General features: G+C 45.9%; 15 protein-coding genes. 8 read left to right on the top strand and 7 right to left on the bottom strand.

The genetic code is table 11. The features are described 5' to 3' along the window. Positions 1-97: 97 nt before the first annotated feature. From QUA50_RS09695 to QUA50_RS09670, 6 genes are all read left to right on the top strand, one after another. Positions 98-538 (top strand): hypothetical protein, encoded by a 441-nt coding sequence (locus tag QUA50_RS09695; RefSeq protein WP_333262494.1) that lies wholly within the window; start codon positions 98-100, stop codon positions 536-538. 93 nt (positions 539-631) lie between these two features. Continuing rightward, positions 632-910, top strand: a complete 279-nt coding sequence (locus tag QUA50_RS09690) for a hypothetical protein (protein ID WP_333262492.1) — start codon at positions 632-634, stop codon at positions 908-910. An 83-nt stretch (positions 911-993) separates the two neighbouring features. Then, complete coding sequence (locus QUA50_RS09685) at positions 994-1,161, top strand: hypothetical protein (protein ID WP_333262490.1); 168 nt, start codon at positions 994-996, stop codon at positions 1,159-1,161. 49 nt (positions 1,162-1,210) lie between these two features. Further along, on the top strand, positions 1,211-1,477 hold the full coding sequence (locus QUA50_RS09680; protein ID WP_333262487.1) for a hypothetical protein: 267 nt from the start codon (positions 1,211-1,213) through the stop codon (positions 1,475-1,477). Positions 1,478-1,599: 122 nt separating this feature from the next. Then, positions 1,600-1,875, top strand: coding sequence for a BrnT family toxin (locus tag QUA50_RS09675; protein WP_333235588.1), 276 nt, complete (start codon positions 1,600-1,602; stop codon positions 1,873-1,875). Then, entirely contained in the window at positions 1,859-2,071 is a 213-nt protein-coding gene (locus tag QUA50_RS09670; RefSeq protein WP_106147613.1) for a hypothetical protein, read from the top strand. Before QUA50_RS09675 ends, QUA50_RS09670 begins: the two co-directional genes overlap by 17 nt. Positions 2,072-2,308: 237 nt before the next feature. On the opposite strand, the gene QUA50_RS09665 is transcribed toward QUA50_RS09670, so the two are convergent. From QUA50_RS09665 to QUA50_RS09635, 7 genes are all read right to left on the bottom strand, one after another. After that, positions 2,309-2,602, bottom strand: a complete 294-nt coding sequence (locus tag QUA50_RS09665) for a TIGR03792 family protein (protein ID WP_333262485.1) — start codon at positions 2,600-2,602, stop codon at positions 2,309-2,311. A 26-nt stretch (positions 2,603-2,628) separates the two neighbouring features. Continuing rightward, positions 2,629-4,842 (bottom strand): PAS domain S-box protein, encoded by a 2,214-nt coding sequence (locus tag QUA50_RS09660; RefSeq protein ID WP_333262482.1) that lies wholly within the window; start codon positions 4,840-4,842, stop codon positions 2,629-2,631. 585 nt (positions 4,843-5,427) lie between these two features. Beyond that, positions 5,428-6,636: an AAA family ATPase gene (locus QUA50_RS09655; protein WP_333262479.1), complete on the bottom strand. Its 1,209-nt coding sequence runs from the start codon at positions 6,634-6,636 to the stop codon at positions 5,428-5,430. Between the two features lie 71 nt (positions 6,637-6,707). Next, entirely contained in the window at positions 6,708-7,253 is a 546-nt protein-coding gene (locus QUA50_RS09650; RefSeq protein ID WP_333262477.1) for an RNA 2'-phosphotransferase, read from the bottom strand. After that, the gene (locus QUA50_RS09645; RefSeq protein WP_333262474.1) at positions 7,246-7,491 is read right to left on the bottom strand and encodes an SMI1/KNR4 family protein; all 246 of its coding nucleotides are present in this window, start codon (positions 7,489-7,491) and stop codon (positions 7,246-7,248) included. The genes QUA50_RS09650 and QUA50_RS09645 overlap by 8 nt, the downstream gene beginning before the upstream one ends. A 95-nt stretch (positions 7,492-7,586) precedes the next feature. Next, a complete protein-coding gene (locus QUA50_RS09640) occupies positions 7,587-7,826 on the bottom strand; it encodes an SMI1/KNR4 family protein (RefSeq protein WP_333262471.1) in 240 nt (79 codons plus the stop codon). 96 nt (positions 7,827-7,922) lie between these two features. Further along, positions 7,923-8,603 carry a class I SAM-dependent methyltransferase gene (locus QUA50_RS09635; RefSeq protein ID WP_333262468.1) on the bottom strand — a complete coding sequence of 227 codons (681 nt, stop codon included), beginning with the start codon at positions 8,601-8,603 and terminating at the stop codon, positions 7,923-7,925. Positions 8,604-9,126: 523 nt separating this feature from the next. Here QUA50_RS09635 and QUA50_RS09630 point away from each other — a divergent pair. Both QUA50_RS09630 and QUA50_RS09625 read left to right on the top strand, forming a co-directional pair. Next, positions 9,127-11,982 carry a diguanylate cyclase gene (locus QUA50_RS09630; protein WP_333262465.1) on the top strand — a complete coding sequence of 952 codons (2,856 nt, stop codon included), beginning with the start codon at positions 9,127-9,129 and terminating at the stop codon, positions 11,980-11,982. A gap of 455 nt (positions 11,983-12,437) precedes the next feature. Next, complete coding sequence (locus QUA50_RS09625) at positions 12,438-12,608, top strand: hypothetical protein (RefSeq protein WP_333262463.1); 171 nt, start codon at positions 12,438-12,440, stop codon at positions 12,606-12,608. The last annotated feature ends 73 nt before the right edge of the window (positions 12,609-12,681 follow it).

Raw genomic sequence — 12,681 nt, 5'->3', positions numbered from 1 at the left:
ACTAGCACAACTGGCAAGATTATCCCTGACCCGCAAATCAGGCATCTACCGTAATGTAATTTAAAGTCATAATTATCATTAACTTGAGGAGTAGCATATGGCAATTGAAAAAGACTTGTTTTCGTCTAACAACTTTCAGATAACAGTCAGAGGATATTGCAATCAAATTGGCTGGAGAATTGCTGACATCAACTCTAACAAGGCTATCATAAAATTTAACATGGCTTCGGGAAGTACGCAGACAGTGTTTATCTTGAGATACGACACAACCTTGGAGTTTTCTTGTCCGAGCGGTTTAAAATTTGATAGTTTTGATTATATTCCTCATCAAATTTCGTCATATCTTCTTAAGGAAAGTAGTAAGTATAAAACTGGTTTTTGGTGTCTAGAGGAAATTAATGGGAGGCAGGTTTTTTCGATAATGCACAATGCAGAAATCAGTTTACTGGATATCAATTATTTCATCAAAATTGTGCAAACCCTTATCAACAAATGCGATGAATTTGAGAGAATGACAGAACAAGCAATTAGAGGATAGTGAAGCTGTAAAACAAACTCTTTGCATTCGATTAAGTATCCGTTTGGGGTGCATGCACCTGTATAAACCCGAATAAAGTATAGAGGTGAACAAATGGCATATTCTAGTTGGCAATCAGCAGGTTTTTCTGATGATGAAGGTTATGCTCTCGAATACAAGGTACGTGATGATGCTCGTGCCTACTTGTTGAGAAGAGCGGGGCAAAGCAGTGAGTATCCACACTGGACTGTGAAATACTCAAGAAATGGAGATGTTGAGGATGTTCACTTCTCTGATCCTCACAACGATGGTTATAGATGGGGAAAAAGAGAAATTAAAGCTGCATATCCAAGCCTTGTCAGTCTTGCTGTATCGGTAGCTCTCTCGCTGTAGCGCCCTCACTTTTAGGTTGGGTTGACGCTGGTGTTACCCAACCTCTTTTTCCACTTACAATCTGCTCTATTTCCACTATTTCAATGCGATCATTGTACGAGTTGCGATCGCCCCTCACACCAAATACCAAACACTGCGATGATTCTACCAAGATCGATCGCCCCTCACGCATCAAGAGCGATCGCCCCTCACACCAAATACCAAACACTGCGATGATTCTACCAAGAGCGATCGCCCATCAAAACTCATAGCGCTCGACACTCGTTATAATCAAAGTATCAATCCTCCTGAGATGTCGCGATGACCATCAAAGAACTCCTCATCCAAGAAATCGATAGCACCCCTGACGAACTGCTTGCGGATCTTCTCAGCTTGGTACGATCGCTAAAATCCACTCCAAACCCCCAACTCAATACCTACGAACAACTGCTAGAACGTATCGACTACCTCGAAGCCATCATCGGTATCCGCAAAGGACTCGAAAGCTTCGATCGAGGTGAAGGTATTCCAGTCGATAAAGCCATGAAAGCGCTACAGCAGCAGTTCAACATTCCTCAGAGTCTATGAGTTCCTAGAAGTCAGTCACATTGACATTTTTGATTTTCGCCATTTTGCCCTAAATAGTAAAATAGAGCAGTAAGCTAGGCAATTGCCAACCTCCCTCTTCTGCTTGAGAGTAGAATAGATCTATGAAGTTTCAGTGGGACTCAAACAAAGCCAGTAGTAATGCCAAAAAGCATGGTGTGTCTTTTGAAGAAGCTGTCACTGTCTTCGGAGATCCACTGGCTATTACAATTTCTGACCCTAACCACTCTGTAGGTGAGTTCCGTCTTTTAACGATCGGTCAGTCAAATTTACAGCGCCTTTTTGTTGTGTCCCATACAGAACGAGAAGGTGAAGTGCGTTTAATCAGCGCCCGTTTAGCCACCCGACAAGAGAGAAAAAGCTATGAGTCAGGAACCTGAAGTAACAATTAATGACGAGATGAGACCTGAATACGATTTTTCAGGTGGTGTCCGTGGCAAATACTATGAAGCCTATATGAAATCAAGTAATGTTGTGATTCTCGATCCAGACGTAGCAGAAATATTTCGAGACTCAGCTTCTGTCAATGAAGCGTTACGATTGCTGGCAAAAATTGCCAAGTCTGTCACTGTCTAGGTAGCGCACACAGCACAACAAATCAGATCCGAAAGTTTCCAGGTTATCTGTGGTTGCATAGGTGGAAAGCAAGGGGTGGTGTGATCGCCCCTAACACCAAATACCAAACACTGCAATGATTCTACCGAGAATGATCGCCCTTCACACCAAATACCAAATCAATGTCTGCGGTACAATAAAAGTAAAACGCATGATTAATCTTTCAAAAATGAACACGATCGACTGACTGCTGACTAACTAATGCAAAAACTTGCGAACTTGATATTCGCGACTTTCGGCGATCGCAATTTGCAAATCCCCCATTTGGGCATCCAACTCATCGATTGTGCTTTGCGGCACCGACTTCCACTTCTCCCTAGTTTCCCAGCGAATCAAGATCACCACCTCGTTTTCCACCGGATCTACCCAAATTTCTTTGCCTAAAAAACCGTCGATTTTTTTTAGTCCCGCCGTCCAAACTTCCCGATCTCGCTCAATAAACTGCTCCCACTTTTCTTGAGGTACTTTAAATTTGAGCCACTCAATTACCATCTTATTTCCTATTTGTAAATAGCTAATTAATCGTTGCTGATCGCAATTTTAACTATCAACTCCGTTCCCTCTCCCGGACGCGAAACACAGTGCAACTTACCGCCGTGCTTTTCTACTACTAAATGCTGGGAGATTGCTAGACCCAAACCAGTGCTCGTATCGGGACATTTAGTGGTAAACAAAGGGTCAAAGATGCAGCCGAGGACTTCTTCAGTCATCCCCGGACCGTTATCGCTAATGGCGATCGCAACTTCGTTTTCCCCTACCACGGAAGTCCGAATCCGAATTTCTGGATTGAATATTTCAGAGTTCGACCGGGCTGAAGACAAGTAAGACTGATTTTGGATTTTACCATACTTTTCGGGATTTCTCCCTCCTTCTTCCAAAGCATCGATCGCATTTGTCAACAAGTGCATGAACACTTGGTTTAATTGTCCCGGATAGCAGCGGACTAGCGGCAAATCCCCGTACTCTTTAACTAGAGAAATCCCCGGCCGTCCCCCTTTAGCTTGCAGGCGATTTTGCAAGATCAGCAAAGTGCTGTCCAAACCTTCGTGGATATCAGCCGGCTTCATTTGGGCTTCGTCGGTACGCGAGAACAAGCGGAGCGATCGCACGACATCGCGAATCCTTTCCGAACCGACTTTCATGGAATTTAGCAGTTTTGGCAAGTCTTTTTTGATGAAGTCTAAGTCTAATTCTTCTATCAAATCTTGAATTTCCCGCACGGGATGGGGATAATACTTTTGGTAAAGGTCGATCGAGCGCAGCAGTTCTTGAATGTAGCCAGTGGCGTGGCTGACATTGCCAGAAATAAAACTAACTGGATTGTTGATTTCGTGCGCTATTCCTGCTACTAACTGCCCCAGAGATGACATCTTTTCTGTTTGAATCAGTTGAGTTTGAGTTTGCTGCAAAATTAACAGCGTCTGCTCTAATTTAGCCGCTTGTTGTCGCAGCCGTTCTTCTGATTCTTGCAAAGCTAAAAGAGACTGTTTGCTTTCTGTAATATCCAATCCCACAAATACCGCCGCCGTATTGTTATGGTATTTTTGAGCTACTATTAGATAAGTTTTATTTTCTCCTCTGATGCTCGCTGTTACTTCTTGAGATGTCTTTTTTTTATGGCTGCCAAAGAAATCGTATACTAAATCGTTAAATTTGGGACTTGTATCTAAAAAACCCACTTTTTGACCGATAAATAGTTCGGACGGCATTTTGTAAGCGCTAGCTAAATGTCGGTTTACTCCCAAATAGCGCAAATCGGAACTTACCCAAGAAACTAATCCCGGCACCGCGTCCAAAACGGCTTGAAGTTGCTCTTTTGCCTCTACGAGCGCTGATTCTGCTACTTGGCGAGCGGAAATGTCGCGGGCGATCGCGCAGCGGTATTCGCAGCCGCCGTATTCTAAATAATTGACTTTAACTTCGACGGAAAAACGGGTGCCGTCTTTGGTTTTGTAACTGGTTTCAAAAGTGAGGTTGTTTTGCTGCTTGAGTTGAGCCCAGTGTTCTCGCCAATCCGATGCTGGCAAGTGCGAATCGATGTCGCTAACCCTCATGTTTAGCAGTTCCGATTCCGAGTAGCCGAAAAGATGGCAAGCGGCTGTGTTCGCGTAGCAAATTTGACCGTCGGAGGTACTAAAAAAGATTGTATCAGCAGCATTTTCGAGGGCAATTTGAGTTAGTTGCGGTATAGTTTCTAACTGCTTGCTTTTGACCTCGGACTGAAATTTATTATTATAGCAATTGGTTTGAGCGGAAGCCTCACCTATCTTAGATGCAAACAAAATCAAACCGCCGATCGCACCTTCGCTATTTTTCCAAGGTTGAAATACCCACCTTACCGACTCGCTGACACAGCCGCTTGCGGTTTTTCCTGATAAAGATGCGATCGATCGCCCTGCCACAAACTCGCTGTATTCCAAAACTCCCGTCAAACAAGCCCGGGCATTTTGCTCCCAATATTCCGGGAGATTCGGGAACAGTTCCCAATGAGATCGGCCGATCGCCTCGCCGTCGCCCAACCCGCAATCTGTTTCCCAGCGACGAGAAACCGACAGATAGCGCATTTCACAATCTACCATTGCCACGGCCTCGGCGGAGCGCTCCACAAACCGCCGAAATCGGTCTTTACTCTCGGACACGGCTGCCTCTGTGGGTTGTTGGGCGATCGGGACAGTCCCGTCAACGTACCTTCCCAGTCCCTGACTTTTTTGCTGAACTGGCTTAGTTTGCACGGTTTGGGATTCCCTCCATAGCTGTCAAGTTTGAAAAATTCTATTTGAGACCAAAAATGCTGTTTTCCCCTGATTTGCTCTCTCGGACGAGACCCTTAGAGGGTATCACCCATCATTGATATCATTTTTGATGGGGATATGTCTATAGGCATTAGTGTCAATTTAAGACCAAAGCTAGTTCCCGGTTGCTGTTTGACGGTGAGGCATATATCTCGCTGGCGCCCCCGAATAATAGTCGGAGGGGACTGGAGTGCTCTGTTGTGTCCCCAGACTATTCCGGGGCGCAACAGGGCAGCCAGACTAGGCAAAAAACGAGGGATAAAAAGGGTTTGAGGCGATTGTTGACACCAATGGTCTATAGCTACTCAAGAAAGTTTCCCCCAAACTTTGATCTTCAGAACATTTGCTGGTGATTGTGCGGTATTTTATACAAGTTCTCAAAAGAATGTAGCTGTCGGCCCGCGATCCAAACCATGAGCTTCATCAGTCATTCCCAATTCTTTAATTGAAAATCCAACATCAAACATAGTATTAGATCGTGTACTCAGTGCGATCGCCAGATAGCTTGAGAATGCAATAGAGCGCTCAAACAAATTTGTGCGTAAATTCACTGGTAAAATCCACTCTCCCTTTCCGTAACATTGCAGGATCTAATCTTTCAGTCGTGTTGCAAGTCATCAAAACTACGAGTTTTTGCTGAAATTGAATGCCGTGTTCGTCAATGACGCTTTGATACAAAGTTCCGTCCAGCAAACTCAAAATATGTTCAGTTTTGTTAGTGCGTTGTGCCTCGGCAGTCGATCGATCTTGAGCCAAATTATCAGCCTCATTGATAATAATACAAATCCGCTCTAAATAACTAGGCGGCACAAAATTTTCCACAGCATCGTGGTCTAAGATAAAAATCACATAACCCAGAGGCACTAAAATTTCCTTTGCTACCGCTTGCGTCCAAGCAGTTTTGCCAGTCCCCGGTTCGCCGCTGACCAAAACAGCCAACTGATTTCGATCCAGAATTGCCTGCTGAACTGTATCGGTAAAACTTTGAACCTCCTCCGTAAACGTGCGAATAGGGAACTGGCTGTGAACCTGTCCGACGCGGCTTTTGTACCCGCCCAGAATCACCGCTAAATTATAAGTTGCCTTGCTAACTAGCGGCGCAATATCTTGGCAAATCAGAGTGTAGCAGCGTCTTCCCCTGTCGTAGCTGTCAATTTGCAGCCAGCAGCCGAATCGAGCCCAAGAAGCATAAACAGTACCCAAAACTTCCAAGCGTTCCCAGCTAACAAACCGCTCCGGGGGATAACAAAAATGTCGCTCCATAAAAGACTGGGTAATCGCATCCGGTTTCCCTAGCAAATCCAGAACTTTGAAAACAGTAATTTCTTGGAGTTTGTTGAGAACGTAGTCGATGGGAATGCTAGCGCGGCTGACAAATTGCACCACAGGAGTTTCCGTAACTAAAACGTCTTTGTAGCGGTAATCCGGGTAAACTGGCTGCGGAGTAATGTAATCCCAAAATTCATCCATTTCGTAGCGAGTATTTTCGGAGAATACATTTAAAATATTTGCCCACCAAGTATACTGGTGTCGTCCCATTGCGTCGGCAATGTCGCTAGCTGCACCTAAAGTTTTTTGAGCTAGTTCTTGGGGGTCGCTAGACGCTAAATGTACCAGGTGTTGCCAATCAAATTGACGGTAAAAAGGTCGCCAACCAGAGCCTAGCAGACCTCTATTTGGAGAATTATTTTGATGAAAATTGTTTTCGCGATCGCCCATATCTTCCGCACTCATTTGGCAAAACTCCTACTTACTCTTATTTTACTGCTTTTGTGGTAGACATTCTACAAAAAAAGTGAAAATTCTCAACTTATTTTGAGATAAGCGGGCGGCACAAAATCTACCAACCAAACTTTGTTTTCCGAGCAGTAAAATGTATGACCGTCGCGTTGCATGGCTGCGGCATCTACAGTAAAGACTGCCGGGATGCCGTGTCTTGCACCTACTTGGCGCGCCGTCTGGATATTCACCGACAAATGAACGTGATGCCGCGACATTTTCCTAATTCCTTGACTGAGAATAGACTCGACGGCAGTGCTACCTGTTCCGTGATATAAAATATCCGGGGGAACAGCCGGTTCTAACTGCAAGTCAACCTCTACACTGTGTCCTTGGTTGGCACGAATTAGAGTGCCCGTTTCGTCGAAGGAAAAGCGCTGTTTGTCGTTTTGCGCCACTACTTTCTGGAGTTCGGCAAGCTGAACAGGAAAGTTATTTGTTTGGCACGCATCAAGGAGTTCGCTGACAGGAACCCAGCCGCCGGGAGCGAGTTGAATGCCGATGCGCGAGGGCGCGTGTCGCAGATGTCGGCTGAGGTATTTGCTAATTTTGACTAAGCGTGAATTATTCACTTTGTTTTTTCAAATAAAAGCTTGTTTTCTCAAATTTATATTTACCAGCTTCTAAATCTGTGGCTAACTGTTCTAACCATTCTCGCAAACTTTTAGCAATAAAGCCTCTGTAACCATCATCGTGGCACATAAAAATAATTTGCCCAACTTGACCTCTTGGTGCTGGATCTAAATCCAAACAAAGACTGTCGCCGCTGAGGTCGGAAGCGCGATCGGAATCCATTTCGGATTCCACCACAATTCTGTCCGAATCAGTCCATCTGAAGCGCAGCCGCAATCATTGCCATCTTCCTCGTTAAAGTCGCCTGCATCCAGTAATTCTTTCCAAGAATTCTACTCTCCTATCATTCCTTCTAAACAAAGAAACTGCCAGTATGGCATTACTGAATATCTCTCTTCAAACTGACCGTTATGAATGCGGTAAGATGATTTTACATCTTCAGGAAACTCGATTGCTAAAAATTGTTCGGCTGCTTTTATAGCTTCATGGGTTGCTCCCGGTTGCAGGTTGTTCAGGATTTCTGGCGCATTAGCAGCAAGCCAAGAGTCAATCCGATTCCAGATAATTTTCATGACAGTGTAACGTTAATTTATGGCATATTTACAGACTCCTATCGGTTAAGATTTTTGTCGCAATCGCCGATCCTAACGAAGCTTTACCAGTTGCAGTCACTCCTTAACTCCGCCAAAAATAGCAAAATTTAGATAGCGCCAGTGACATCCTGCGTCCGCAAAACCAGCTTCTGCAAGCCACTTTGTCTGCTCTTCCACAGAGGAGGGAATATCTTCTTCTAAATATTTTTGAAACCAGGCTGCATCGTCTTCTCCATTAGCTTTCACGTACTGCCGCCACAACTGTTCGTATTGCTCAGTCAGCCTGGGGGTAGCACCTGTCACAATATCTCGAATTAGCAAGATTCCCCCTGGATTCATCGAGTGGAAAAGTTTCTGAAAAAGTTTTTGTTTCCCTTCGCTATCTAGGTGGTGAATTGCCAATCCAGAAACTACCAAATCGTAACCGCTGCCGAAATCATCTTCGGCAAAGTTTCCCTGCTGCAATGTCAGCCGTTTTCCGAAAGCGGACAAATTAGTTTGGCATATTTTTAGCATATTTTCCGCGATGTCAAAGGCTGCAACATTAGCTTGCGGAAATCCTTGCAAGATCAGAGCCGACAGTAGGCCCGTCCCTGCGCCTAAATCCAGAACTTTTATCTTAGCATTAGTTTCAAAAGAGATTAACTGCAATATTAAATCGTGTTGCTCGCGATAGCGCGGAATGAGGCGAGGAATTAAGCCGTCATAATCAAATGCTATTTGTTCAAATTGCTCGCGTACAGCGTCTAAATTCACAGACGATTTTCCTCAAATTGTTAATAGTTGAGTGCGCCAATGCAGTTTGGCGGTTCTATTGCTTGAACTGTGTTACAAAGTATAATACAAAAAATATACAGAGCTGTCAAGATGTTGAAGAAAATAATTTAAAAGAAGTTACGGACGATCGCCAGACAGGGACTTTGTGCGCCCCAACCCGCCCGTGATTTGGGAACTGTCTAGCGCTGCACATATATCTCCTTGAGTGCAGGTGAGGCAGAATGCCACAGACGCGAAAGCCTGCCGAAGACGAGACTTTGTGCCAGATACTAGGACTAATTGCGAGCAAAAAGTTGACGGTTATGATATCTGTTTAAAACAAGAATGCAACTGTCGGTGTGTACTCCACACCATAAATTCCTCAGTGATTCCCCCTAGCAAAAGATAAAAGATAAAAAGGAATGAGCCAGCAGCCGACGATCGGCTAGACATGAAAAAATCAGTCCTCAGATTGACAAACTTTAGCCAACTATAAACAAAAATTAAGGTTACTCCGGAGTGGATGTGGTGCCTGCCAATTTTTCAGGAAGATGAAGAGATACAAAATATTACACCCGTCGGTGCGGGAAAGAAAATTGTGATAATGAATCAGGATGCGAGTAGATTAGGTGTCAGCCGTCAGGGGAAAATAGAAACAATGGAAATCCAACAACGGAGTAAGGATAAGCCCGATCGCCAGCAACAAAACGCGTCCGATCGGCTAGGTCAATTTTCTACGACAAAAGAACTAGATTCGTCGCTACAAGAATGTTTAGATTTTAAAAGAGCGATCGACCGATCGGCACTGGCGGTGAGGACTGACGCGCGAGGAATTATCAACTATGTCAGCGAGCGAGTTTGCTCCATATCCAAATATTCCCAGGCAGAACTAATCGGTAGCCACTTCGGCATCCTCCATTCGGAATATAAATTTTCGGAAATTATCAAAAATCTGCTGTCAACTGTTGCCAAAGGTGAAGTTTGGCAAGGAGACATTAAGAGTAAAGCCAAGAATGGAAGTGATTATTGGGTGTACGCATCAGTAGTTCCACTGTTGGGGTGTAAGGGAAAACCCTGTCAGTATTTGGCGATCGGATTCGACATCACCAATCGCAAAGCCTTTGAAGCAGCCCAAGCCGAAGCCAACCGGACAAAAGACGAATTTCTGGCGATCGCCTCCCACGAACTGCGATCGCCCCTGAGCGCGATTTTGGGATGGGCGCAGCTAGCTCGATCGCGCAATTTAAACGAAGCCACCACCAGCCGCGCTTTGGAAATTATCGAGCGCAACGCCAAATTACAAAACAGGCAAATAGACAATCTCCTCGACCTCTCGCGGTTGCTGCGGGGGAAAGTGTGCCTCAACCTCGGCGAAGTTCACCTCCCGTCGATCGTGGAATCTGCGATCGACACTCTCCGTCCCGCCGCCGATGCCAAAAACCTCCGCGTAGAAAAACATTTCGACCCCGCCGTCAGCTACGTTTTGGCGGATGCAGAACGCTTGCAGCAATTAGTCTGGAACCTCCTGGCCAACGCCATCAAATTCACCCCAGAATCCACACCATACCCAGTTCAAGTGCGGATCGAGCCTACTGAGTCGGGCGTGTTGATTCGGGTCAGCGACAGCGGTTGCGGCATCGACCCCAAATTTCTGCCCCACATCTTTGACTACTTCCGCCCAGCAGACAACTTCCAGAACAAGGAACAAAATCGGCTCGGGCTCGGACTCTCAATTGTGCGACAGTTGGTGGAACTGCACGGGGGAAGTGTTTGGGCTTCGAGTCCCGGCCTCGGTCAGGGGGCGACCTTTGATGTGCTGCTACCGGGCGCCAACAAAAATGCACCCGACGATCGCACTGCTGCGATCGCCCAAACCGAAAGCAGACCCGGATCGGTTTCCAAACCCCTAGCGGGAAAGCAAGTCCTGGTTGTCGAAAGCAGCGCCGAGATCCGGCAATTTCTCAAAACTGGCCTCGAAGCATTTGGAGCCAAGGTAACAGCGGTGGGTAGCGCCGCCGAAGCGATGGCGGAGTTGCAACAGTCGCGCCCGGACGTGTTGGTGAGCGATATGACGGTATCGGGAGCCGACGGCTGCAATTTAATCCGCCGCATCAGAGCAATGGAAATGTCCGAGCACAGGGAACTGCTGCCGGCCGTGGCGCTGACGGGAGGGATTGAGGAAGAAGATTCGGCCGAAGCGCTGGAGGCGGGGTTTCAGAGGCATTTGTCGAAGCCGGTGGAAGCGAATCAGTTGGTGAGTGCGATCGCCCAATTGGCTGGACTGACTGGATTCGGCTCCGGAGAGTGGGGTTCGGGAAATGTCCGGGCGATCGCACCCCCGGCACGGCTGCCGGAACCTAACAGTTTTGACGACAAAAATCATCTGGAACAATTAACAAGTGACCGCAGAGAATTACCGCTGTTGCTGGTAGTAGAAGACAACAATTTTCTGCAGGCTTACCTCCAAACTTTATTAACTCCGTACTATCGAGTCGCTGTGGCGAGTGACGGGGTTGAAGGTTTAGAAAAAGCCAAAAGTTTGCAGCCAAATTTGATTGTGAGCGACCAAATCATGCCCCGACAAAACGGACTGGATTTGCTCAAGGAGATTCGGAACACGCCAGAATTGAAATCTACTCCGGTAATCTTTTTGACAGCGCGATCGGGGATGGACGCTCGGATCGAAAGTTTGGATGCGGGTGCTGACGATTATATTTCAAAGCCTTTTGACGAGAGGGAATTGCTGGCGAGGGTGAGAAATTTGTTGCGATCGCACTCAGCCGAACAGCAGTTGGCGGAGCTCAACCGTCAGTTGCAGCAGCAGAAACAGCAGTTAGAAACAGTGAATCGAGCCTTGCAGTATTTGGCCAATTACGACAGTTTGACTGAGGTAAGAAACCGCCACTCTTTTAATGAATACCTCGATACGGAATGGCGGCGTTTGGCGAGGGAAGAAGCACCGCTGTCATTAATTATGTGCGACATTGATTATTTCAAACTTTTCAACGACACTTATGGGCACCAAGCGGGAGATGAATGTTTGCGGCAAGTGGCAGCGGTGATCCAGCATTCGGTAAAGCGAGCTGCAGATTTAGTAGCGCGTTACGGTGGAGAAGAATTTGTAGTGGTTTTGCCGAATACGGATATTGAAGGTGCCACTTCCGTAGCTGAAATGATCGCACAACAGGTGCGGGGTTTGCATATAGCTCACGATAAGTCTGCTGTCAGCGAATATGTAACGCTGAGTTTGGGTGTAGCTTGCTGCATTCCGGGGGCGAAATCGCAGCCGGGGGAGCTAATTGCAATGGCCGATGAGTCGCTTTATCGGGCGAAAGAAGCAGGGCGCGATCGCGTTGCGGTTGCCACATTTCAAGGATAATATAATAGTTAAATCAACTTGTATGGTGCGTCATAAATCTATCGTTTCGATTTAAATATCTTTTTTGGTATCGGACGCAACATACAAATTTGCTGGGAAAATAGGGTTAATTTAAATTGCTATAAATATAGTTAAAGGAGGTCGTGCCATGACAGCAACCTTAGCAACAAAGACGAGATAGGTTGCAATCCCAAATAGGTCAAGTAATAACTGATTCCATGAATTAACCACAATATTTGTAGGGGCGGGTTTCACCAAAAATCTTTCATTCACATCGACAATATCTATAAAGCCACCCTCACCCAGGCGACTTTAACACTTCAATATAACCCCTGTGAGTGCAGCAAAGAGTTATCGAATGTGGTTGGTTGCTGTTGACAATCCTGTATTACAAATGTAGCATTAAGTTCTGGTAGAAAAGATCGACACCAGTAAACAAAATTGAGAAAAAACCTATGCAACCCATCCGACAAGGGGACGTAATTCTCACTCCCGTGCCGAAAATCGAAGGAGAAAAAAAACCTCACCTCACTCTCGCCGAAGGTGAAGTCACCGGACATTCTCACCCGGTGTTGAAGGAACAGAATGCAGAAGTTCGGCGCGCGTTAATTCAGGGAATTACTTAGGGTTTGCTGAATAATCGATCGCACGTTACGTAGCGAAAGCGATCGAGAGCGTGCGAGCGAGTGAAAAGTGCAA

It is taken from the genome of Microcoleus sp. M2_D5 (genome assembly GCF_036701935.1).
Lineage (GTDB): Bacteria > Cyanobacteriota > Cyanobacteriia > Cyanobacteriales > Microcoleaceae > Microcoleus.
Note: the sequence above shows the minus strand (reverse complement) of the source record. Positions and strands in the feature narration are given on the sequence as shown.

Bases quoted from the DNA above. Each gene is read 5' to 3' on its own strand.
- QUA50_RS09640 (WP_333262471.1), bottom strand. From the start codon at position 7,826: ATGAAAATTATCTGGAATCGGATTGACTCTTGGCTTGCTGCTAATGCG.
- QUA50_RS09680 (WP_333262487.1), top strand. From the start codon at position 1,211: ATGACCATCAAAGAACTCCTCATCCAAGAAATCGATAGCACCCCTGAC.
- QUA50_RS09670 (WP_106147613.1), top strand. From the start codon at position 1,859: ATGAGTCAGGAACCTGAAGTAACAATTAATGACGAGATGAGACCTGAA.
- QUA50_RS09685 (WP_333262490.1), top strand. From the start codon at position 994: ATGCGATCATTGTACGAGTTGCGATCGCCCCTCACACCAAATACCAAA.
- QUA50_RS09625 (WP_333262463.1), top strand. From the start codon at position 12,438: ATGCAACCCATCCGACAAGGGGACGTAATTCTCACTCCCGTGCCGAAA.
- QUA50_RS09655 (WP_333262479.1), bottom strand. From the start codon at position 6,636: ATGAGTGCGGAAGATATGGGCGATCGCGAAAACAATTTTCATCAAAAT.
- QUA50_RS09630 (WP_333262465.1), top strand. From the start codon at position 9,127: ATGTGGTGCCTGCCAATTTTTCAGGAAGATGAAGAGATACAAAATATT.
- QUA50_RS09675 (WP_333235588.1), top strand. From the start codon at position 1,600: ATGAAGTTTCAGTGGGACTCAAACAAAGCCAGTAGTAATGCCAAAAAG.
- QUA50_RS09695 (WP_333262494.1), top strand. From the start codon at position 98: ATGGCAATTGAAAAAGACTTGTTTTCGTCTAACAACTTTCAGATAACA.
- QUA50_RS09665 (WP_333262485.1), bottom strand. From the start codon at position 2,602: ATGGTAATTGAGTGGCTCAAATTTAAAGTACCTCAAGAAAAGTGGGAG.
- QUA50_RS09690 (WP_333262492.1), top strand. From the start codon at position 632: ATGGCATATTCTAGTTGGCAATCAGCAGGTTTTTCTGATGATGAAGGT.